The sequence below is a fragment of the Proteus sp. G4415 genome (assembly GCF_963896075.1).
GTDB classification, from domain to species: Bacteria; Pseudomonadota; Gammaproteobacteria; order Enterobacterales; family Enterobacteriaceae; genus Proteus; species Proteus mirabilis.
On record NZ_CAWQOK010000150.1, the window covers coordinates 31,487 to 53,099 of the forward strand.

At 39.4% G+C, this 21,613-nt stretch carries 20 protein-coding genes and 1 other annotated feature; of the genes, 15 read left to right on the top strand and 5 right to left on the bottom strand.

Annotated elements, in window-relative coordinates; genetic code table 11:
• The first annotated feature begins 88 nt into the window (after positions 1-88).
• Positions 89-211 (top strand) — a sequence feature (Phe leader region).
• From pheM to AACU95_RS16825, 15 genes are all read left to right on the top strand, one after another.
• A complete protein-coding gene (pheM, locus tag AACU95_RS17965; protein ID WP_120655563.1) occupies positions 90-137 on the top strand; it encodes a pheST operon leader peptide PheM in 48 nt (15 codons plus the stop codon). (Overlaps the previous feature by 48 nt.)
• A 102-nt stretch (positions 212-313) precedes the next feature.
• A complete protein-coding gene (gene pheS, locus AACU95_RS16760) occupies positions 314-1,297 on the top strand; it encodes a phenylalanine--tRNA ligase subunit alpha (protein WP_036971623.1) in 984 nt (327 codons plus the stop codon).
• Positions 1,298-1,311: 14 nt separating this feature from the next.
• A complete protein-coding gene (pheT, locus tag AACU95_RS16765) occupies positions 1,312-3,699 on the top strand; it encodes a phenylalanine--tRNA ligase subunit beta (protein WP_004242611.1) in 2,388 nt (795 codons plus the stop codon).
• A gap of 4 nt (positions 3,700-3,703) precedes the next feature.
• A complete protein-coding gene (ihfA, locus tag AACU95_RS16770; protein ID WP_004242612.1) occupies positions 3,704-4,000 on the top strand; it encodes an integration host factor subunit alpha in 297 nt (98 codons plus the stop codon).
• Positions 4,001-4,283: 283 nt separating this feature from the next.
• Positions 4,284-5,318: a vitamin B12 ABC transporter permease BtuC gene (btuC, locus tag AACU95_RS16775; protein ID WP_141192137.1), complete on the top strand. Its 1,035-nt coding sequence runs from the start codon at positions 4,284-4,286 to the stop codon at positions 5,316-5,318.
• A 1-nt stretch (position 5,319) separates the two neighbouring features.
• Positions 5,320-6,069 (top strand): vitamin B12 ABC transporter ATP-binding protein BtuD, encoded by a 750-nt coding sequence (locus AACU95_RS16780; protein ID WP_004242614.1) that lies wholly within the window; start codon positions 5,320-5,322, stop codon positions 6,067-6,069.
• 134 nt (positions 6,070-6,203) lie between these two features.
• Entirely contained in the window at positions 6,204-7,349 is a 1,146-nt protein-coding gene (gene arnB, locus AACU95_RS16785; protein WP_004247945.1) for a UDP-4-amino-4-deoxy-L-arabinose aminotransferase, read from the top strand.
• Positions 7,349-8,329 (top strand): undecaprenyl-phosphate 4-deoxy-4-formamido-L-arabinose transferase, encoded by a 981-nt coding sequence (arnC, locus tag AACU95_RS16790; RefSeq protein WP_004242618.1) that lies wholly within the window; start codon positions 7,349-7,351, stop codon positions 8,327-8,329. The genes arnB and arnC overlap by 1 nt, the downstream gene beginning before the upstream one ends.
• Positions 8,329-10,311, top strand: a complete 1,983-nt coding sequence (arnA, locus tag AACU95_RS16795) for a bifunctional UDP-4-amino-4-deoxy-L-arabinose formyltransferase/UDP-glucuronic acid oxidase ArnA (protein WP_004242621.1) — start codon at positions 8,329-8,331, stop codon at positions 10,309-10,311. Before arnC ends, arnA begins: the two co-directional genes overlap by 1 nt.
• The gene (gene arnD / locus AACU95_RS16800; protein ID WP_004242622.1) at positions 10,311-11,204 is read left to right on the top strand and encodes a 4-deoxy-4-formamido-L-arabinose-phosphoundecaprenol deformylase; all 894 of its coding nucleotides are present in this window, start codon (positions 10,311-10,313) and stop codon (positions 11,202-11,204) included. The genes arnA and arnD overlap by 1 nt, the downstream gene beginning before the upstream one ends.
• Before the next feature lie 7 nt (positions 11,205-11,211).
• Positions 11,212-12,873 (top strand): lipid IV(A) 4-amino-4-deoxy-L-arabinosyltransferase, encoded by a 1,662-nt coding sequence (gene arnT, locus AACU95_RS16805; RefSeq protein WP_004247947.1) that lies wholly within the window; start codon positions 11,212-11,214, stop codon positions 12,871-12,873.
• Positions 12,873-13,214, top strand: coding sequence for a 4-amino-4-deoxy-L-arabinose-phosphoundecaprenol flippase subunit ArnE (gene arnE, locus AACU95_RS16810; protein ID WP_004242624.1), 342 nt, complete (start codon positions 12,873-12,875; stop codon positions 13,212-13,214). The genes arnT and arnE overlap by 1 nt, the downstream gene beginning before the upstream one ends.
• The gene (gene arnF, locus AACU95_RS16815) at positions 13,211-13,612 is read left to right on the top strand and encodes a 4-amino-4-deoxy-L-arabinose-phosphoundecaprenol flippase subunit ArnF (RefSeq protein ID WP_004242625.1); all 402 of its coding nucleotides are present in this window, start codon (positions 13,211-13,213) and stop codon (positions 13,610-13,612) included. Before arnE ends, arnF begins: the two co-directional genes overlap by 4 nt.
• A 148-nt stretch (positions 13,613-13,760) precedes the next feature.
• A complete protein-coding gene (locus AACU95_RS16820) occupies positions 13,761-14,252 on the top strand; it encodes an NlpC/P60 family protein (RefSeq protein WP_012367837.1) in 492 nt (163 codons plus the stop codon).
• 77 nt (positions 14,253-14,329) lie between these two features.
• Entirely contained in the window at positions 14,330-15,349 is a 1,020-nt protein-coding gene (locus AACU95_RS16825) for a lipoate--protein ligase A (protein WP_004242627.1), read from the top strand.
• A 116-nt stretch (positions 15,350-15,465) separates the two neighbouring features.
• Here the strand turns inward: AACU95_RS16825 and AACU95_RS16830 are convergent, their stop codons facing one another.
• The 5 genes from AACU95_RS16830 to AACU95_RS16850 form a co-directional block, all read right to left on the bottom strand.
• The gene (locus AACU95_RS16830) at positions 15,466-15,834 is read right to left on the bottom strand and encodes a helix-turn-helix domain-containing protein (RefSeq protein ID WP_004242629.1); all 369 of its coding nucleotides are present in this window, start codon (positions 15,832-15,834) and stop codon (positions 15,466-15,468) included.
• A 580-nt stretch (positions 15,835-16,414) separates the two neighbouring features.
• Entirely contained in the window at positions 16,415-17,617 is a 1,203-nt protein-coding gene (lhgO, locus tag AACU95_RS16835; protein WP_004242630.1) for an L-2-hydroxyglutarate oxidase, read from the bottom strand.
• Between the two features lie 17 nt (positions 17,618-17,634).
• Positions 17,635-18,348: a FadR/GntR family transcriptional regulator gene (locus tag AACU95_RS16840; protein ID WP_141192282.1), complete on the bottom strand. Its 714-nt coding sequence runs from the start codon at positions 18,346-18,348 to the stop codon at positions 17,635-17,637.
• Entirely contained in the window at positions 18,349-20,316 is a 1,968-nt protein-coding gene (locus AACU95_RS16845) for a TRAP transporter permease (RefSeq protein ID WP_004242632.1), read from the bottom strand. It lies immediately after the preceding gene.
• A gap of 12 nt (positions 20,317-20,328) precedes the next feature.
• Positions 20,329-21,363, bottom strand: coding sequence for a TAXI family TRAP transporter solute-binding subunit (locus AACU95_RS16850; protein ID WP_004242633.1), 1,035 nt, complete (start codon positions 21,361-21,363; stop codon positions 20,329-20,331).
• Positions 21,364-21,613: the final 250 nt, after the last annotated feature.

The following is a 21,613-nucleotide window of genomic DNA, read 5'->3' on the forward strand; positions in this document are numbered from 1 at the left end:
GAAGAGGGAGTTAACTCCCTCTTTTATTTTGTCTAAATTTGTGGCTTAATGGTAAAATTCAATAAGTTACACATAATGAGAATGTCTCAATGTTAAATATCGCTTTTTTCCGCTTCTTTTTTTACTTTAGCGCCTAATTTTGGGGGCTTTTGCGCGTAAGAAAAGAAACGAAAAGTAGCGCCGGAGCCTCCATTTTGGAGGCTTTTTTGTTTTCAGTACTCAAACTTGAGTTCAGAAATCAAAAGGGCAATTTTTTAATCGTCATCATTGATAACAACTAATAGACCTCATCAGGTCAAAGGAAGAGGAAACGATGCCACATCTCGCTGAACTCGTTGCTCAAGCTAAAGCAGCTATCGAAGAGGCACAGGATGTTGCTGCGCTGGATTCGGTTCGTGTTGAATACTTGGGGAAAAAAGGTCATTTAACGCTCCAGATGTCCACGCTGCGCGACTTACCCGCTGAAGAGCGTCCAGCTGCTGGAGCGGTCATTAATCAGGCAAAACAAGAGGTTCAGCAAGCACTGAACGCTCGTAAAGAACAAATGGAATCAGCGCTATTAAACGAACGTTTAGCGGCTGAGAAAATTGATGTCTCTTTGCCTGGACGTCGTATTGAAAATGGTGGTCTGCACCCTGTTACTCGCACAATTGAACGTATTGAAACTTTCTTTGGCGAATTAGGGTTCTCTGTGGAATCAGGCCCTGAAATTGAAGATGACTATCATAACTTTGATGCGTTAAATATTCCTGCTCATCACCCTGCAAGAGCTGATCATGACACTTTCTGGTTTGATGCTAAACGTTTATTGCGTACTCAAACCTCTGGTGTACAAATTCGCACTATGCAAAATAAACAGCCACCGATCCGCATTATTGCACCTGGCCGTGTTTATCGTAATGACTATGACCAAACTCATACTCCAATGTTCCATCAAGTTGAAGGCTTAATTGTTGATAAAGACATTAGCTTCACTAATTTAAAAGGAACACTGCACGATTTTCTGAAAAACTTCTTTGAAGAAGATATGGAAATTCGCTTCCGCCCATCCTATTTTCCATTTACAGAGCCTTCAGCTGAAGTTGATGTAATGGGTAAAAATGGCAAATGGTTAGAAGTCTTGGGCTGCGGTATGGTGCATCCAAATGTGTTGCGTAATGTAGGTATCGATCCTGAAGTTTATTCTGGTTTTGCTTTCGGGATGGGTATGGAACGCTTAACTATGTTACGTTACAGTGTCACCGATTTACGTTCATTCTTCGAAAATGATCTTCGTTTCCTCAAACAGTTTAAATAAGGTGGGATTATCTCATGAAATTCAGTGAACTTTGGTTACGTGAGTGGGTAAACCCAGCAATTAGTAGCGAAGAGCTTTCTGAACAGCTAACCATGGCTGGCCTTGAAGTTGATGGTGTAGAGCCTGTTGCCGGTGATTTTCACGGTGTTGTTGTGGGTGAAGTGGTTGAATGTGGACAACACCCAAATGCAGATAAACTACGAGTGACAAAAGTCAATGTCGGTGGTGAGCGTTTATTGGACATCGTGTGTGGTGCGCCAAATTGTCGCCAAGGCTTAAAAGTTGCTGTAGCAACGGTTGGGGCGGTATTACCGGGTAACTTTAAAATTAAAGCAGCCAAACTACGTGGTGAGCCTTCAGAAGGTATGCTGTGCTCTTTTTCTGAATTAGCTATCTCAGAAAACCATGAAGGCATTATCGAATTACCTGCTGATGCACCTATCGGTACCGATATTCGCGAATACTTAAAATTAAATGATAATGCGATTGAAATCAGCATTACACCAAACCGAGCAGATTGCTTAGGTATTATGGGTGTTGCTCGCGATATCGCTGTCATTAATAAAATGACATGCCAAATCCCTGATATGTCACCAATTGCAGCCACTTCTTCAGCGACATTTCCTGTGCGAGTTGAAGCACCACAAGCTTGTCCTCGCTATTTAGGTCGTGTTTTCACTAATGTGAATGTGAAAGCGAACACACCATTATGGATGCAAGAAAAATTACGTCGTGGTGGTATTCGCTCTATCGATCCAATCGTTGATATCACTAACTTTGTCTTACTTGAAATGGGACAACCATTACATGCGTTTGATCTTGACCATGTCGATGGGGCTGTGGTTGTTCGTATGGGCAAAGAGGGTGAAAAACTAACTTTACTTGATGGTAATGAAATCACCTTAAAAGATGATGTACTGGTTATTGCTGATGAAAAACAAGCATTAGGAATGGCAGGTATTTTCGGTGGTGAATCTTCTGGTGTTAATGAAGCAACTAAAAACGTATTTTTAGAGTGCGCATTCTTCTCTCCATTAGCGATCACCGGCCGTGCACGTCGTTATGGTTTACATACCGATGCATCTCATCGTTTTGAGCGTGGTGTTGATTCAGCGCTGCAATATCAGGCCATTGAGCGAGCAACGAAATTATTACTCGAAATTTGTGGTGGTGAAGTGGGGGAAATTATTGATGTCACCAATGACAGCTATTTACCCCATGTCGCTCCTATCAAATTAACACGTGCAAAACTAGACCGTTTATTAGGTCATGTTATTGATGATGAACAAGTTGTTGATTCGTTAACACGTTTAGGTTTTGGCGTCACCGTTGAAAATGACGGGTGGTTAGCCACTGTACCTTCATGGCGTTTTGATGTTGAAATTGAAGAAGACTTAATTGAAGAAGTTGCACGTATTTACGGGTATAACAATATTCCAGATGTACCTTTACGTGCCGATCTGATTATGACAGACCACCGTGAAGCGGATCTGCCATTAAAACGTGTAAAAACCATGCTGGTTGATAATGGATTCCAAGAAGCTATCACTTATAGCTTTGTTGATCCGAAGATCCAAAGCTTACTACATCCTAATGAAGAAGCGTTGATCTTACCTAACCCAATTTCTGCCGATATGTCAGCCATGCGTTTGTCATTGTTGACCGGATTATTAACCACAGTGGTTTACAATCAGAACCGTCAACAGGCTAGAGTTAGGTTATTTGAAGCAGGTCTGCGTTTTGTTCCTGATAATCAAGCAGAATATGGAATACGTCAGGAACTTATGCTAGCTGGTGTGATCGCGGGCAACCGTTATGAAGAACATTGGACTTTAGAGAAGCAAACTGTTGATTTCTTTGATTTGAAAGGTAATATTGAATCAATTCTGGAATTGACAGGCCAGTTAGATGAAATTACATTTAAACCAGCCAATCATTCAGCGCTCCATCCGGGACAAAGTGCTGAGATTTATCTGAGAAATGAATATATTGGCTGTATTGGTGTTGTTCACCCAGAGCTTGAACGTAAACTTGATTTAAACGGCCGTACGGTAGTATTCGAAATACGTTGGGACGCAATCGCAAACCGCAATTTACCGCAAGCGAAAGCTGTTTCACGTTTCCCTTCGAATCGTAGAGATATCGCTGTAGTTGTTCCAAATGATGTGGCTGCAGAAGATATTTTAGCTGAATGTAAGAAAGTTGGCGGAAATCAAATAGTTGGCATAAACTTATTTGACGTGTATTGTGGTAAGGGAGTAGCGGAGGGTTATAAGAGCCTCGCTATTAGCTTAATCTTGCAGGATATCGAGCATACTCTGGAAGAAGATGAGATTGCTGCCACAGTCAATACCTGTGTTGCAGCATTGAAACAGCGATTCCAAGCATCCTTGAGGGACTAGACCTATGGCGCTTACAAAAGCTGAAATGGCAGAAAATCTGTTTGAAAAACTTGGCGTTAGCAAACGCGATGCAAAAGACCTTGTAGAAGCCTTTTTTGAGGAAGTGCGTCGTTCTCTGGAAAATGGAGAACAGGTGAAGCTGTCTGGATTCGGAAACTTTGACCTACGTGATAAAAATCAGCGCCCAGGTCGTAACCCGAAAACAGGGGAAGATATTCCTATTACAGCCCGCCGTGTTGTAACTTTCCGCCCGGGACAAAAGTTAAAAAGCCGGGTTGAAAATGCGACACCAAAAGAGTAATACTTAAACACCAAAACGGCTTTCTATTGAAAGCCGTTTTTTTTTGCGACTTACTTCTACGATTTACTCCTTCTATTTTTCTTTTGCTTATCTGTGATAGCGCCTAATAGTCATTTTATTGTTTAAATAAGATGTGCTTGAGGGGAATAATCATTGGTTTAAAATTAATCATACTGGAAGGTTTATTTCCTTAGGATAGAAAATTATATTTTCTTCATTGAAAGGGACTGTGTTATGTTGCCCTACATTTATTAGCAATATATTTATAAAAATAGCGTAATTTATGGGCTATTTACTAAACAATATGAATAATCAATATGATGATCCGCTTAATCAATTACGACACAAACAGCAAATTAGTGATAAGCTAAAACTCACTTTGCTGGTGTTAGTTTTATTTGTTCTTATTGTTATCTCACTTTCAGCCGGTGAAATTTGGTTATTCCCCAATAAATGGTTCACTGAAGAAGCTAGTTTATTTATTTGGCAAATTAGGCTTCCAAGAATATTGGCTGTGATGATGGTTGGCGCAAGCTTAGCGATTGCTGGTGCCATTATGCAGGCAATCTTTGAAAATCCGTTAGCAGAGCCGGGACTTTTAGGTGTAAGCAGTGGTGCGGGTGTTTGTGTTGTGTTACTGATTGTTTTCCAATTAGGAACTGCATACTGGTTAATAAGCAGTGCCGCGATATTAGGGGCTTTGGGGATCACCTGCTTATTAATGTTTTTCTCACAAATAAAAAAACTATCTAATGCTCAATTATTATTAATAGGCGTAGCATTAGGGGTATTAGCAAGTGCTGTTATGACTTGGCTGGTCTATTTTAGCTCTGCGTTAGATTTAAGACAATTAATGTACTGGCTTATGGGGAGCTTTAGTGGCATTGACTGGCGTCACCAAATATTATTTTGGGCATTACTTCCAATCATCACACTTCTTATTTGGCAAGCCGATATTTTAAATTACCTTTCTCTGGGGAGTTTTGAAGCCAAAAAACTCGGCATTTCTGTGATTATATGGCGTAATTGGTTTATTTTAACCGTTGGTTTATTAATTGGTTTTAGCGTTGCTCTAGCCGGCGCAATTAGTTTTGTCGGGTTGATTGTACCGCATTTATTACGATTGTCTGGTATCACACATTATAAAACCTTGTTACCGGGCTGTGCTTTAACGGGAGCGAGTTTACTGATATTCGCTGATTTAATATCAAGGCTGATGTTAAATGGCGCAGAAGTCCCTATTGGCGTGATAACTGCCACCTTAGGCGCACCTCTTTTTATTTGGTTATTAGCCACTAAACAGATGGAGCGCTTATAATATGGCACAATTAAAACTATATAAATTAGCTGTCAATAAAAGACTATATGGTATTACTGAACAAGTTAATGATGGCGAACGCATTCATTTAATTGGCGCGAATGGGGCGGGTAAAAGTACGTTGTTAATGGCCATTGCTGGTGAAGTTTCATACGTTGGAAATATATTTTTAAACGAAACTTCAATGAGGGATTATAAAATTGCCGAACTTTCTAGAATACAAAGCGTTGTTAGACAACAATCGTTAGCTTTGCCATTTATGCCAGTGTTTCATTATCTTTCTTTATCCTATCAGTTATCAAAAATGGATATTCAAGAATTGAATGCACTATTAAGCGATTTTCAAATCAATAAATTATTGTCAAAAAATATTCATCATTTATCTGGTGGGGAATGGCAACGCGTTCGGATTGTTGCCACTTTTATACAATTATGGTCAAGCGATGATTTAACAGGAAAATTAATGATGCTTGATGAGCCGACAAATAATTTAGATATTGTACAACTTACTTTATTGGATAAATGGCTAGATAAATTTTGTCTACAAGGTGGCAGTATTATTATGAGTACTCATGATTTGAATCATTCTTATCTAAAAGCAGATAAGTTATGGTTTATGTTAGAGGGAAAAATAATCAACTCAGGTGACTCAGCACTTTTGTTGGATGAAAATTTATTATCTACTACATTTAATACTAAGATTAGATGTAATAGATCAGCAAATAGTGTAATTTGGCAAGTAATAGAGTGATGTTATTGAGTCAGAGTCTGCGCATCGGAAATTATTAAGCCTTCTTTAAGGCTTTCTTAATAACAACGGGTGCTGTGAAACAGCAAATTGTATATAATTAGTTTTTATTCATTCATTAATTAGGCTACATCTTTATGAGTCACTTTCTTCCATTCTCCCGTCCTGCTATCGGGGATGAAGAGATTAAAGCAGTTGAAAGCGTTTTACGCTCCGGCTGGATCACAACAGGTCCCCAAAATCATCAGCTAGAACAAGATTTTTGTGAAAAATTTGGTAGCAAACATGCTATTGCGGTTTGTTCTGCAACAGCGGGTATGCATGTTGTTTTGATGGCGATGGGAATAGGGCCTGGTGATGAAGTTATTACACCTTCCCAAACTTGGGTATCAACTATCAATATCATTACGTTATTAGGCGCAGAGCCAGTAATGGTCGATATTGATCGTGACACATTAATGGTTAGCGCTGAATCGGTAAAAAAAGCGATTACCCCAAGAACCAAAGCAATTATCCCTGTGCATTATGCCGGAGCGCCTTGTGATCTTGATGCACTAAGAGCGGTTGCTGATGAAGCGGGCATTCCTCTAATTGAAGATGCAGCACATGCGATAGGTACTCGATATAAAGATGAATGGATAGGTGAGAAGGGAACTTCTATTTTTTCTTTTCATGCCATTAAAAATGTCACTTGTGCCGAAGGTGGATTAGTTGTTACGGACGATGATGAATTAGCCAATCGAGTCCGTTGCTTAAAATTTCATGGTTTGGGTGTTGATGCTTTTGATCGTCAAGTCCAAGGACGTAAACCTCAAGCGGAAGTCGTTGAGCCTGGTTATAAATATAATCTCTCGGATATTCATGCTGCTATCGCGGTAGTGCAATTAAGTCGCTTAGAAGAAATGAATGCTAAACGTGCTGAGTTAGTTGCCCTTTATCGTGAAAAACTTCAAGATTCACCATTGGAAATGTTAAGTGTGCCGGAATATCCACACTTACATGCTAACCATCTCTTTATGGTCAGAGTTGATAAAAATGCCTGTGGTATCGATCGTGATACATTTATGGAAAAACTCAAACAAAAAGAGATTGGTACAGGGCTTCATTTCCGTGCTGCGCATACACAAAAATATTATCGTGAGCGCTACCCTTCGTTATCCCTTCCTCAATCAGAATGGAACTCTGCAACGTTATGCTCGCTGCCGCTGTTTCCTGATATGAGCAATAAAGATGTTATTCGCGTTGTCGATGCGATCAATGAAATTCTTTCGGAGCATATCTAGTGTCAACATTTGAAAAAATCAATAAAGTATCAGTCGTTATTCCCGTTTATAACGAGGAAGAGAGTCTCCCACAGCTTTTAGAGCGAACAATCAAAAGCTGTAAACAGTTAGAACAAGAGTATGAGCTGATCCTTGTTGATGACGGAAGCAGCGATAATTCAGCAAAAATGCTAGAAGAAGCTGCCAACATTGAAGATAACCATGTTATTGCGATTATTTTAAATCGCAACTATGGTCAACACTCCGCTATTATGGCGGGTTTTAACCAAGCTGATGGGGATTTAGTCATTACCTTAGATGCTGATTTACAAAACCCACCAGAGGAGATCCCCCGTTTAGTGGCAACCGCAGAAGAGGGGTATGATGTTGTCGGAACTCGACGCCGTAACCGTCAAGATTCGTGGTTTCGTAAAACGGCCTCTAAAATGATTAATGCCATGATAACCAAGGCAACAGGTCGTTCAATGGGGGATTATGGTTGTATGTTAAGAGCATATCGTCGTCATATTATTGATGCGATGTTGCAATGCCATGAGCGTAGTACTTTTATCCCAATTTTAGCGAATACCTTCGCTCGTCGTACGATTGAAATTGAAGTTGCTCACGCTGAGCGTGAATATGGTGATTCAAAATACAGTTTCTTAAAACTCATCAATTTGATGTACGACTTATTAACCTGTCTGACAACTGCACCATTACGTTTATTAAGTGTCGTAGGTAGTGTGATTGCTGTTGCCGGCTTTTTACTTGCCGTATTATTGATTGTACTACGACTTATTTTCGGTGCAATTTGGGCGGCAGACGGAGTGTTTACACTCTTTGCTATCTTATTCATGTTTATCGGTGCGCAGTTCGTTGCAATGGGTCTATTAGGTGAATATATAGGCCGAATTTATAATGATGTAAGAGCGCGTCCTCGGTATTTTATCCAAAAAGTGGTTGGCGTTAAAAAACCCAACAAAAATCAGGAAGAAGACTAATGAAAGCAATAGTATTTGCCTATCATGATATTGGCTGTGTTGGTTTAAAAGCACTTGAAAAAGCGGGTTTCGATATTCAAGCTGTATTTACCCATACTGACGATCCTAACGAAAATCATTTCTTCTCATCCGTAGCGCGTGTTAGCGCAGAAATGGGATTAACTGTGTTTGCTCCAGAAAACGTTAATCATCCATTATGGATTGAGCGTATTCGTGAGATGAAGCCAGATGTCATTTTCTCTTTCTATTATCGCCATATGCTAAGCGATGAGATCCTGAATTTAGCACCTAAAGGTGCATTTAATTTACATGGCTCTTTATTACCTAAATATCGCGGTCGTGCACCTATCAATTGGGCCATTGTCAATGGTGAAACTGAAACTGGTGTCACTTTACATAAAATGACGGCTAAAGCAGATGCTGGTGATATCGTTGCACAAGAAAAAGTAACGATTGAAGATACTGATACTTCATTAATTTTACATGAAAAAGTCAGAGAAGCTGCGGCGAAATTAATGGCTCATACGTTACCGCATATCGCCTCAGGTAACTATTCAACAACAGCACAAGATGAAAGCCAAGCAACTTATTATGGTCGTCGTTGTGCTGATGACGGTTTAATTGACTGGAATGCAGATGCTAAAACGGTTCATAATTTAGTTCGCGCCGTTACTGAACCATACCCAGGTGCTTTCACTTTCTTAGGTGAGCGCAAAATGATTATCTGGCGTGCACGTCCAGTGGCAGATAACCAAGGTAAACGTCCGGGTACTGTTATTTCAACTGAGCCTTTAGTTATCGCATGTGCGAAAGGTGCAATTGAAGTTATCACAGGTCAAAGTGAAAATGGTCTTTATGTTCAAGGCAGCCGTTTAGCCACTGAAATGGGGATCGTGACAGATGTACGCGTTGGACCAAAAGCAACAGCACAAGTGAAACGTCGTCAACGTGTACTGATTTTAGGTGTCAATGGCTTTATTGGTAACCACCTAACCGAGCGTTTATTAAAAGATGGTAACTATGATATCTACGGTATGGATATCGGTTCATCAGCAATTGAACGCTTTATTGGTAACCCTCGTTTCCACTTTATTGAAGGTGATGTCAGCATTCATACAGAATGGATTGAATATCACATCAAGAAATGTGATGTGATCTTGCCATTAGTAGCGATTGCAACACCGATTGAATATACCCGTAATCCATTACGTGTATTTGAATTAGACTTTGAAGAGAACTTAAAAATTGTTCGTTATTGTGTTAAATACAATAAACGTATTATTTTCCCATCCACATCAGAAGTATACGGTATGTGCGATGATAAAGAGTTCGATGAAGATAATTCACGCTTAATCGTCGGTCCTATTAATAAACAACGTTGGATTTACTCTGTTTCTAAACAGTTATTAGACCGAGTTATTTGGGCTTATGGTGCTAAAGAAGGGCTGAAATTCACTTTATTCCGTCCATTTAACTGGATGGGGCCACGTCTTGATAACTTAAATTCAGCGCGTATTGGTAGCTCTCGTGCAATTACTCAGTTAATTTTGAACCTAGTGGAAGGTTCACCGATTAAACTGGTTGATGGTGGTGAGCAAAAACGTTGTTTCACTGATATTAATGATGGTATTGAAGCATTATTCCGCATTATTGAAAATCGTGATAACAAATGTGATGGTCAGATCATCAATATCGGTAACCCAACTAACGAAGCAAGTATTCGTGAGCTAGCAGAAATGCTGTTAGATTGCTTTGAAAAACATGAGTTACGCGGTCACTTCCCTCCATTTGCTGGCTTCAAGAAAATCGAAAGTAGCAGTTACTACGGTAAAGGCTATCAAGATGTTGAACACCGCAAACCAAGCATCAAAAATGCTGAGCGTCTATTAGATTGGAAACCAACTATCGAAACACGCCAAACGGTAGAAGAGACATTAGACTTCTTCTTACGTGGTGCAGTTGAAGAGTTAGGTAATAAGTAATGAAGAAAGTTGGCTTGAGAGTCGATGTGGATACTTATCGGGGTACAAAAGAAGGTATTCCACAATTGCTGGATGTCTTTAACAAGCATAACATTCAGGCCAGCTTTTTCTTCAGTGTCGGTCCAGATAATATGGGGCGCCATTTATGGCGCCTTTTAAAACCGAAATTTCTGTGGAAAATGCTAAGGTCGAATGCCGCTTCATTATATGGACTGGATATTCTATTAGCCGGTACGGCGTGGCCGGGTAAAAAAATTGCCAAAAATTTAGGCTATTTGATGAAACAAACCCAAGATGCGGGGCATGAAGTCGGATTACACTCATGGGATCATCAAGGTTGGCAAGCTAAAGTAGGCCGTTGGTCAACAGAAGAATTAATGCAACAGGTTCGTTTAGGTGTAGAAGCACTGGAAAAAGCACTTGAAAAACCTGTAAAATGTTCTGCGGTTGCTGGGTGGCGTGCTGATGAACGTGTTCTAATGGTTAAAGAAGCTTTCCAATTTGACTACAATAGTGATTGTCGGGGAACGCATCCATTTAGGCCAGTTCTAGAAAATGGTTCTATCGGTACAGTGCAAATTCCAGTAACATTACCAACTTATGATGAAGTGGTCGGTACTAAGGTAAAGGACGAAGATTTTAATCAATTTATTATTGATGAAATCAAAAAAGATCAGGGTATACCTGTTTATACTATTCATACCGAAGTTGAGGGAATGTCAAAAGCGGCTCAATTTGAGCAGTTATTGGCAATGATTGCAAACGAAGGCATCGAATTCTGTCCATTAAGCCATCTACTACCACAAGATATAGACATGCTTCCGATGGGTAAAGTTGTCCGATCTGACTTTCCAGGTCGAGAAGGCTGGTTAGGGTGCCAACAAGAGGTCTAACAAAACTATGTTGAATAACCGGGCGAGTAAAATCGGGGCCATCCTCTTGGCTCTTTTTTTTGTTCTTACCTACTTATTTCCATTGAACAGCCGGTTATTATGGCAACCTGATGAAACACGTTATGCGGAAATTAGCCGTGAAATGGTGGTGAGCGGGAACTGGATTGTTCCCCATATGCTTGATATCCGCTATTTTGAAAAACCAGTAGCAGGTTACTGGATTAATAATATTAGCCAGTTAATATTTGGCCACACCAATTTTGCCGTACGCTTTGGTTCAGTTATTTCTATCCTATTAAGTGCGCTACTTATTTATTTATTAGCACGGATGATGTGGCGTAATCGTCAAGTCGCTTTTGTGGCTAGCTTAATTTATTTATCCATGTTTTTGGTGTTTAGCGTCGGAACTTATAGCGTACTTGATCCGATGTTAGCGCTTTGGGTTACGGCAAGTATGGTGTGTTGTTTTTGGGCGTTGAAAGCAACCACGGTAAAAACGCGTATACTGGCATGGATAACGCTAGGTTTAGCTTGTGGTATGGCCTTTATGACCAAAGGCTTTTTGGCATTAGCTATCCCTGTTATCGTGATGATCCCTGTAACCCTTTACCAAAAACAGTTCACTCGGATGTTACTCTATGGTGTGCTTGCTGTTTTAAGTGCGGCGTTAATTAGCTTGCCATGGGTTTTAGCGGTGGCGAAGGCTGAGCCTGATTATTGGCACTATTTCTTTTGGGTTGAGCATATCCAGCGTTTTTCTGGTGATGATGCTCAGCATAGTTCTCCTTTCTGGTATTACATCCCTATAATTTTACTGGGTGTTATTCCTTGGCTTGGATTATTACCAGGGGCACTAACTAGTGCATGGAAGAAGCGCCGTAAGCGTCCTGAACTCTTTTTCTTACTATGTTGGTTTGTAGTACCTTTCCTATTTTTTAGTATCGCGAAAGGTAAATTACCTACTTACATGTTGCCATTTATGGGACCGTTGGCGATGTTAATGGCCAAATACGGTGTAGACTGTGCTAGAAAATTTAAAATGAAAGCACTGCGCATTAATGGCTATATTAATATTTTTATTGGTGTCGCTGCTGTTGTTGCGATATTAATTATTCAATTGGTTTCTTCTAAACCTATCTATATGCCTTATGAATGGTCAAAATGGGTATTAGCGATTGTCGCTTTCTCATTATGGGGCATCATTGGTTATCTCTGCTCTACATTAAATGGTAAACATTGGCTATGGGCAGCCTCTTGCTCTTTAGGGGTAAGCTTATGTATTGGGCAAGCCATTCCCAATAGCTCTATTGATGGTAAATTACCGCAAGAGTTTATTCGCCAAAATATCGATACCCTCAATGCGAGCAAATATATAGTCAGTAACAGCGTTGGTGTGGGGGCTGGATTAGCTTGGGAATTGCAACGTAGCGATATCTACCTTTATGAGAGAACAGGGGAATTAACCTATGGAATTGAATATCCAGATTCTCAACATAGATTACTAAAACCTGAAAGTTTTGAGCAATGGTTAGAAAATGCCAGAAAAGAAGGTAATGTCTCTGTGGTGATCACTTATAAAGATCCGAAGAAACTGGCGCAGATGCCACGACCTGAAGAGTTAGTGACGAATCGTCGTATGGCTATTTTGACCTATGAGAAACGTAAGTAATGGCCTTTTTTTTGTTACTTATTGTTAGTTTGCTAACCTGTATTGGCCAAGTTTGTCAGAAACAAGCAGTGGTGAGTTGGCAAAATAATTCAACCACTAAAGCCAGAAAGACGATTTTCTGGCTTATTACTGCCATCGCTATGCTAGGCTTTGGCATGTTATTTTGGTTACGTTTACTGCAAATCCTCCCACTTAGTATTGCTTATCCGATGTTGAGTATTAACTTTATTGTCGTCACTTTGATAGGCCAATTTATCTATAAAGAGACGGTTAATGTGAAACATTGGGTTGGTATTGCCTCGATTATGTTAGGTATTGTGTTAATGAGTATGCAGTCATGAAAACCGGTTACTTATGGGCCATCGCCAGTGCATTATTAGTCACAGTTGCACAACTACTGTTAAAAATAGGTATGTCAGAATTACCTGATCTGCAATTAGAAAAACAGTGGTTTGATCTTCATTGGTTATGGGCAAACATAATACCTATCAGCGTTGTTTTCGTGGGACTGATTGGCTACGTACTGTCAATGGTTTGTTGGTTATTGACTTTACGTACAATTCCCCTAAACAAAGCTTATCCACTCATCAGCCTTAGCTATGTCTTTGTTTATATTCTCGCGGTAGTTTTACCTTGGTTTCAAGAAACGCTGTCGTGGTCTAAAACAATAGGTATCATTTTTATTATGCTAGGTGTTTGGTTAATAAGCCAAAAAACGGAGCAAACAACATCGCATTAGCTTAACTTAGAGAGTGTTATTTTCTCTTTAAAGTGAGCTATTGTGCGATTGACACTATCAATGCTTGTGTATTCACCTTCAATCACTTGTTTTTACGTAAAAAAGCAGATAGATTTTAAAATCTATTGTCAATAATTGGGTGGATGCAATGAGAAAGCCTACTTTTTATTCTTTCTTACTCTGTATTATTCTGCTAGCTGGATGCTCATCGAGTCCCTCTAAGCGTCTCCCACCCGCGCCCCCGTTAAAAACGCAACTTTCTGATCCTATTATGGTCATTGTGCAATTAAAATCTCAGCTAGAGCAATGGTATGGTACGCCTTATCGCTATGGTGGCATGAGCCCATCAGGTATTGATTGCTCAGGGTTTGTGTATAGGACTTATAGTGATCGTTTTGATATACAACTGCCAAGAATGACTATCGATCAAACTAAATATGGTACACAAATTAGTAAAAGTGATTTGATGCCTGGTGATTTAGTATTTTTCAAAACAGGAGGAGGGGATAACGGGCTTCATGTTGGTATTTATGATACTGACAATACCTTTATTCATGCTTCTACCAGTAAAGGCGTTATTCGTTCATCATTAGATAATGCCTATTGGAAAAAAACTTTCTGGCAGGCTCGTCGATTGTAATTTTGTGCCATTGAAGGCGCTAACCTACTGAGTGTTATGCTATCTTATAGCTAACTTTTTTCATATAGGGATATCTTATGTCAGGCAAATTGCGTCTACTTCTTTCTGAGTCTTATGATCCATGGTTTAACCTCGCGGTTGAAGAGTGCATTTTTAAACAGATGCCAGCTGATCAACGAGTCCTTTTTTTATGGCGTAATGATAATACTGTGGTGATTGGTCGAGCACAAAACCCATGGAAAGAGTGTAATACCCGAAAAATGGAAGAAGATGGTGTGAAATTGGCGCGTCGCTCAAGTGGTGGCGGTGCAGTATTTCATGATCTAGGTAATACCTGTTTTACCTTTATGGCAGGCAAACCCGAATATAATAAAACTATTTCGACGCAAATTATTTTAGATGGGTTATCGAAAGCCGGCATACAAGCAACGGCATCAGGACGAAATGATTTAGTCGTACCATTGGCTGATGGTGAAAGAAAAATTTCTGGCTCAGCCTATAAAGAGACAAAAGATCGTGGTTTTCATCATGGTACTTTATTAATTAATGCTGATTTATCTCGTTTAGCTAACTATTTAAATCCAGATCCGAAAAAACTACAGGCGAAAGGGATCACTTCGGTGCGCTCTCGTGTCACTAATTTAGTGGAATTAAAACCCGATATAACTCATGAAAAGTTATGCCAAGCGATTACTGACAGTTTTTTTGACTATTATGGTGAGCGTGTTGAAGCTGAAATTATTTCACCACAAAAATTACCTGATTTACCGGGTTTTGCAGAAACATTTGCAAAACAAAGTAGTTGGGAGTGGAATTTTGGTCAAGCGCCTGCGTTTTCACATCTATTAGATAATCGCTTTAAATGGGGTGGTGTTGAGCTGCACTTTGATATTGAACGCGGTACGATTATTAGAAGCCAAATTTATACCGACAGTTTAGATCCCGCACCATTAGAAAAGCTATCGCAGATGTTAGTTGGACAGCGTTATGCTTCTGGATCGATGAAAAGACTATTAGCGCAATTAATAGAGCAGTACCCAAATAACCAATCAGAGCTTGAAGAGCTGCAACAGTGGCTTGTTCATGCGCTTTCTTAATTGATTATTATCTATTTAAGAAAACGACTGACAATAAAATGGTTTGATATAATAAACAAAGCGGGAAAACATGATGTTTTCCCGCTTTGTTTTGTCAGTCAATACTTCTGGCTATATTAGCTATTTTCACATGACATAAAACGACGTGTATCTGGTAACTCACCATGTTCTCTAAATTTAGCTGGTGTAGTGTTGAAGTGTTTTTTAAAGATACGAGTAAATGTTGCTTGGGAACTAAAGCCATACATCAAAGCAATATCTAAAATGGACATGTCTTTTTCTTGTAAAGACTTTGCTGCTTCCAATAAGCGACGTTTACGTACATATTCGCCTAATGTGCAACCTTTAAAATCTTTAAAAATACGTTGCAAATGCCACTTGGAGTAGCCACTTTTATTTGCAATCGTATCAATCTTTATACCCTCATTACGTTGTAACTGAGTTTCTAACCATTTCAGAATATCATTAACGACATTTTCAGCCATAAAAACCTCCCACAATAGGTGGGGACATAGTGCCCAATTAAATAGAATAGTAACGTATGTTATTTGTAATCTATTTTAAGCATAGAGGAAATAATAGGTAGGCAAAAAGTGCTTTTTATGATTGATAATCATTATCAAAGCAATAGGAGTAAGTAATAAACAATGATTGATAGATAGTCTATCAAAAAGAAAGTGATAAGTTTTATAAAATTGGCGCATTTTATTTTATTGAATTTACTCTATTATTTAACAATCGCTAAATTTTGTTATAGCTGTTGTTTTGCAGACTGTTATATTTTTTGATAAAAAATCAATTAAATCATTGATGAAGATGTATTTCAAATACAATTTTATTGGTTGAAATCGTTTTTTTAATGATTAATATTTCTAATTAAAATAAGTATTGATACTTGGTTGTTTAAAGTGCTTTTATCAATATATAAAGGCTAACATAAATCTGTCAAAAAACGGTTATTGCATAGGGGGAATTGTAGACTGGAGCAGAAGATAAAAGCAGATATGCTAAATAAGCTCACTCGCAGACAACGGGAGACACTCTGCGAGTGAGACGAAAGATTTTTTATAATAAAAAATGCTCTCTTACAATTTCACGACCAATTTCAATTGATGCTGTTGCGGCCGGAGAAGGGGCATTACATACATGTAATGAACGTTTGCCTTTAACAAAGTGAAAATCATCGACTAATTTTCCTTCGCGAGTTAAAGCTTGGGCGCGTACACCTGCCGGGCCTGGGTGAATATCTGCTTCACGTAGAGCAGGAATAAGCTTTTGTGCATTTTGGGCAAACAGCTTACGTGAATAGGAACGACGTAATTCGGCCATCCCTTCACCTAAATAATTTCCGGCTATTTTCCAAAATCCTTTATAGGTTAGTACTTCAGTGAGATCTTTTAAGTCAATATCACTTTTCTTGTAGCCTTCACGTTTAAAGGCTAATACGGCATTAGGGCCTACGTCACGATGCCCGTTATACATACGTGTAAAATGGACACCTAAAAATGGGAAATCAGGATTCGGCACAGGATAAATAAGATGATTAACTAAATAATTTTTATTTGAGTTGAGCATAAAATATTCACCACGAAAGGGAACTATCTTCATGCCGGTATCGTAGCCCGCCATTTTTGCTACCCGATCACTAAATAATCCAGCACAATTAATCAGCCACTTTGCGGTAAATTGTGTTGTAGATGTGGTGACTGTTACCGTTTCGTCCGTTTCATTAATCGCATTTACTGCTTGGTTAAAGGCAAATACTCCACCTCGAGCTTGAATGATTTCAACGTGTTTGGCGGCAATTTCCGGATAATTGACAATACCGGCATCAGGAACAAGCAAAGCAGCAATACCATTAACATAAGGCTCCCTGGCTTTTAGCTCGCTCTCGGTCATTTTAATTACTTCAAGGCCATTTTGTATTCCACGTTGATAGATATTTTCTAATGCTGGTAGCTCTTTTTCATCAGTTGCCACAATCACCTTGCCACAACGATCGTAATAGAGATGATGCTGTTTACAAAAATTGTAAGTCGTGATGTTACCTTGCTTAGCGAGTCTTGCCTTTAAGCTTCCTGGTGTATAGTAAATCCCCGAATGAACAACATTGCTGTTATGGCCACTTTGATGAACGGCGGGGCCAGATTCCTTATCAATCACCAGTACTTTAAGCTCAGGTTGGCTTTCTTGTAATGCACTGGCAACCCCTAATCCTACTAATCCTGCACCGATGATAATTACGTCATAAGTCATAATACTACCCATATAATCCAGTATAAGAGTTAATTTTTTTCTTGTTGTAAACGCTTTAACTTTCCACGTACATTGGCTAAATGAAGACGCATTTTGTGGCTAGTTTCATCACTATCTTGTTGTCTTATTGCTTCAACAATAGCATCATGCTCTGCAATAACACGCTCAGTTTCGGCAATACGTCCTTTATTTTGGCTTAAGGAATACATCAATACGCCAAGATAAAGCTCATGTAAGTTATCGAGGATGCGCACGAAAAAAGGATTATGTGAAGCAACCATAATGGCACGATGAAATTGATAATCTTCTTGATGACCAATGTTGTTGTTTTTCTGCGTGGCTAAGATAAAGGCCTGATGTGCTTGCTCTATCGTCAGCAATTCTTCTGGTGTTCGGCGTAAAGCGGCAATGGCTGCCGCTTCATGTTCAATGACCTCACGCATTTCAAGCAGTGATTCAATTTCTTGAGGACAAGCAATTTCCATCACAATAGGTTCGTATTTACTCAAGATAGAGTGGTCAATAACGCGTCTACCGCCTCCTTGGCGTGACGTAATAATGCCACTCGCTTCTAATACCCCTAATGCTTCTCTGATGGGAACTCTGCTAACGCCAAAGGCGTCAGCGAGTACATTTTCAGACGGTAGTTTTTCACCAATAGGATAGGTCCCGTCATAAATATTTTGCTTAATTTGATCAAGAATTTGTTGCGACGCTTTTTGGCGTGAGATCTTTTTTATCATCTAGTTTTCTCCAGATACTTGCCCTACATTGACCAGCTGTTTTTTAGAGCGCAACAGATGGAAAGCGCCAGTAAGTAAGATCAACGCCATACCTAATAAATCGGTATATAGTCCGGGCTTAATCATTAAAATAGCGGCCGCTGCAAAGGCGATACGTTCAAACCATGTTGTTTTGATTATCCAAAAATTCGCAGTGGCAATACTTAGTGCATAAATTCCCACTAATGCACTAATGACCATTAACCCGATAGAGATAACACTTAAATTATCACCTTGCATCAGTAATGCAGGGTTATAAACCAAAATAAAAGGAATAATAAAACCAGGGAGTGCTAAACGTACCGCATCCCATGAAGTTTGCATCGGATCGGCTCTCGCAATACTTGCTGCCGTATAGCTTGCTAGGGCGACCGGAGGAGTAATATTGGATAACGCGCCAAACCAGAAGACAAAGAAATGAGCCGCTAAAGGCATCACACCGGCTTTAATTAAAATAGGTGACACTGTAACGGCAACCACGATATATAGAGCAGTTGATGGTAAGCCCATACTTAATACAATACAGACTAACATCACAACCAGTAAGATCATCCATAATGTATTGTCAGTCATAGAGACAATATTAAATGCTAAGGTCGCACCGATACCGGTCATGGTAACAACACAAATAATCACACCAATGGCAGCACAAGCGATAGTCACTTGTACCGAGCCACGAGCCGCTTCTGCTAAAGCATCAGCCACTTTAGTTAATGTCATTCGTACCGTTTTATCAGGTGTTAGCCAGCTGGCAACAATAATGGTTAAGATACCAAGAAAACCCGCATAAATAGGGGTTTTACCCATTAATAGCGTGCCAATTACAATAATTAAAGGTAATAGTAATAAACCGCGTGCTTTTAATACCGCTTTAACTTGTGGAATATTCTCTTTGCTAAGTCCTTTTAAACCTTGTTTTTTCGCTTCAATATCAATTGCCATGATCAAGGCCGCGTAATAGAGCAACGCAGGAATAATCGCGGCAATAACAATCGTGGTATAAGAAATTCCCAAAAAGCCCGCCATAATAAAAGCTGCCGCACCCATAATTGGTGGCATGATCATTCCACCTGTAGATGCAGTAGCTTCAACGGCACCCGCAAAACGTGATGTTAAGCCAATGTTTTTCATTAATGGAATGGTAAAGGTTCCCGTAGTGGCTACGTTGGCGACCGCGCTACCACTTAATGAACCTGTTAATGCTGATGAAATGACGGCAACTTGAGCAGGCCCCCCACGGCGACGTCCGGCCATAGCTAGCGCTAAATCATTAAATAGTGCTGTGGCACCACTAACACTTAAAAACGAACCGAATAAAATAAATACCACGATAGCGGTAGAGGCAGTAGAGAGTGTAATACCAAAAATACCTTCACTGGTCATAAATAAACGATATAACAGTCTCTCTACAGAAAATCCTGCATGACCAAAAATACCCATAAAATATTGGCCAAATAGGGCATAGATAATGGCGAATGTGGCTAGGCTAGGAATAAAATAGCCCGTTGTTCTTCTTGCTGCTTCAAAAAGAACAATAATGCCAAGAATTGCCATCGCATAATCCATTGTGTTGGGAATACTTTTTCTTACCACATGGAGATCAACATAGTTAAAGAAAAAATAGCCATAGCTGATTAATGTTAAAGCGATAAAAAGATAATCCCAGCCATTAAATTTCGCGGTAGAAAATCGTTTAGAGAATGGAAATAAAATAAAACCAAGGATCAAAATACCACTAAGAAAAATAGTATTACGATAAAACTCTTGGGTGTTGGATAAGGCATTAGAGTAAATAGCATACAACGAAATGAATATCGCCAGCGTGGTGGTGATTTTTAAATAGATACCGGTAAGGTGACGAGTGCCTGAGCTAGCTTCTTTATCTAATGCTGGTGGCTCTACCGGAGTTAGGTGGTCATTATTAGTCATAACTCACTCCTGTTATTTATTATTAGTTTGCGTTTGAGCTTCAGGTGGAATTAAATAGTCAGGGATATCTAATCCAATTTCTTTGTAATAACGATAAGCTCCAAGGTGTAATGGCACAGAAACACCTTTTAACGCATTTTCGGTGGTGATGTATTTTGCAGCACTATGTACTTGATGAACTTCTGGTAAGTTTTCAAACATGGTTTTAGTCAATTCATAAACTAACTGGTCATCAATACTTGTGGTTGTCATTAAGATATTAGGTTGTGCAATGGTGTTTACTTTTTCTGCTTGGCGAGGGTAGGTATTTGCTGGTATTTCAAAGCGAAACCAAGAGTTAGCAATATGATTAATATCATCAAGTTGCTTATCAGTCACTTCAAGTAATTTGGCATTAACACCACTGGCATACATATCGGTAACCGCAGAGGCGGGAACACCGGCAGGTAATGCTCCCCCATCAAGGCGTCCATCACGCATTGCTGAAACGGTATCTCCATAACCAAGATATTCAGGAGTGATCTCTTTTTTAGTTAAATTCACACCTTTAAGAATGATAATGGTCGATTGTTCAGTGCCACTGGCTTGTGGCCCGACAGAGAAGCTGGTGGCACGAATATCATCCAATGTTCCTGTTTTTACTTTGTCATTCATTAAGACAAAGTGCTCTACATTTGGCCAAAGCATTGATATAGAACGTAGATTTTTTTCTGGTTTGCCTTCAAAATTACGTACACCTTCGTAAGCTTCCACAGCTAATAGACTTTGTAGAATAGAAAGCTGAGCTTCGTTTTGTTGCATTAAATAGATATTTTCAATTGAGCCAGCAGAGGACTGCCCTGTGACTTGTATTCCTCTATCCTTGAGGTGGGTGCTCCAAACATTGGCTAAACCGACTCCCATCGGGTAATAAGTTCCTCCTGTTGAGGCCGTTGCTACAGAGAGAAATTGCTTATTGGCATTCTCTTTTTTGCCGATCATTGCTAGTGATACAACAGCAATAACAGCAACAATACCGATGGCAAGCTTTGTTTTTCTTATTCTCATGATGTTGTTCCTGTACATAAAAACGCAGGTGAATATTTCACATCAACTTGTATACAACATGACAACTTTTATAGGTAAAGGAAGGTTACGAAATTGTGAACTGGGTTGATTAATTTGATACGTGAATGTAACAAATTGTGATCATGATGGTAATTATGTAAATTATATCCATAATCAAGGGGTTTTTATCAAGAAGGCAGAGAAAATATCGATAACTTGGGGTATTTGAAAAATAATTCACTAAAAAATA

Excerpts from the sequence above, each read along its gene's own strand:
- pheS (WP_036971623.1), top strand. The coding sequence starts at position 314 with ATGCCACATCTCGCTGAACTCGTTGCTCAAGCTAAAGCAGCTATCGAA.
- pheT (WP_004242611.1), top strand. The coding sequence starts at position 1,312 with ATGAAATTCAGTGAACTTTGGTTACGTGAGTGGGTAAACCCAGCAATT.
- ihfA (WP_004242612.1), top strand. The coding sequence starts at position 3,704 with ATGGCGCTTACAAAAGCTGAAATGGCAGAAAATCTGTTTGAAAAACTT.
- btuC (WP_141192137.1), top strand. The coding sequence starts at position 4,284 with ATGGGCTATTTACTAAACAATATGAATAATCAATATGATGATCCGCTT.
- AACU95_RS16780 (WP_004242614.1), top strand. The coding sequence starts at position 5,320 with ATGGCACAATTAAAACTATATAAATTAGCTGTCAATAAAAGACTATAT.
- arnB (WP_004247945.1), top strand. The coding sequence starts at position 6,204 with ATGAGTCACTTTCTTCCATTCTCCCGTCCTGCTATCGGGGATGAAGAG.
- arnA (WP_004242621.1), top strand. The coding sequence starts at position 8,329 with ATGAAAGCAATAGTATTTGCCTATCATGATATTGGCTGTGTTGGTTTA.
- arnD (WP_004242622.1), top strand. The coding sequence starts at position 10,311 with ATGAAGAAAGTTGGCTTGAGAGTCGATGTGGATACTTATCGGGGTACA.
- arnT (WP_004247947.1), top strand. The coding sequence starts at position 11,212 with ATGTTGAATAACCGGGCGAGTAAAATCGGGGCCATCCTCTTGGCTCTT.
- arnE (WP_004242624.1), top strand. The coding sequence starts at position 12,873 with ATGGCCTTTTTTTTGTTACTTATTGTTAGTTTGCTAACCTGTATTGGC.
- arnF (WP_004242625.1), top strand. The coding sequence starts at position 13,211 with ATGAAAACCGGTTACTTATGGGCCATCGCCAGTGCATTATTAGTCACA.
- AACU95_RS16820 (WP_012367837.1), top strand. The coding sequence starts at position 13,761 with ATGAGAAAGCCTACTTTTTATTCTTTCTTACTCTGTATTATTCTGCTA.
- AACU95_RS16825 (WP_004242627.1), top strand. The coding sequence starts at position 14,330 with ATGTCAGGCAAATTGCGTCTACTTCTTTCTGAGTCTTATGATCCATGG.
- AACU95_RS16830 (WP_004242629.1), bottom strand. The coding sequence starts at position 15,834 with ATGGCTGAAAATGTCGTTAATGATATTCTGAAATGGTTAGAAACTCAG.
- lhgO (WP_004242630.1), bottom strand. The coding sequence starts at position 17,617 with ATGGGTAGTATTATGACTTATGACGTAATTATCATCGGTGCAGGATTA.
- AACU95_RS16840 (WP_141192282.1), bottom strand. The coding sequence starts at position 18,348 with ATGATAAAAAAGATCTCACGCCAAAAAGCGTCGCAACAAATTCTTGAT.
- AACU95_RS16845 (WP_004242632.1), bottom strand. The coding sequence starts at position 20,316 with ATGACTAATAATGACCACCTAACTCCGGTAGAGCCACCAGCATTAGAT.
- AACU95_RS16850 (WP_004242633.1), bottom strand. The coding sequence starts at position 21,363 with ATGAGAATAAGAAAAACAAAGCTTGCCATCGGTATTGTTGCTGTTATT.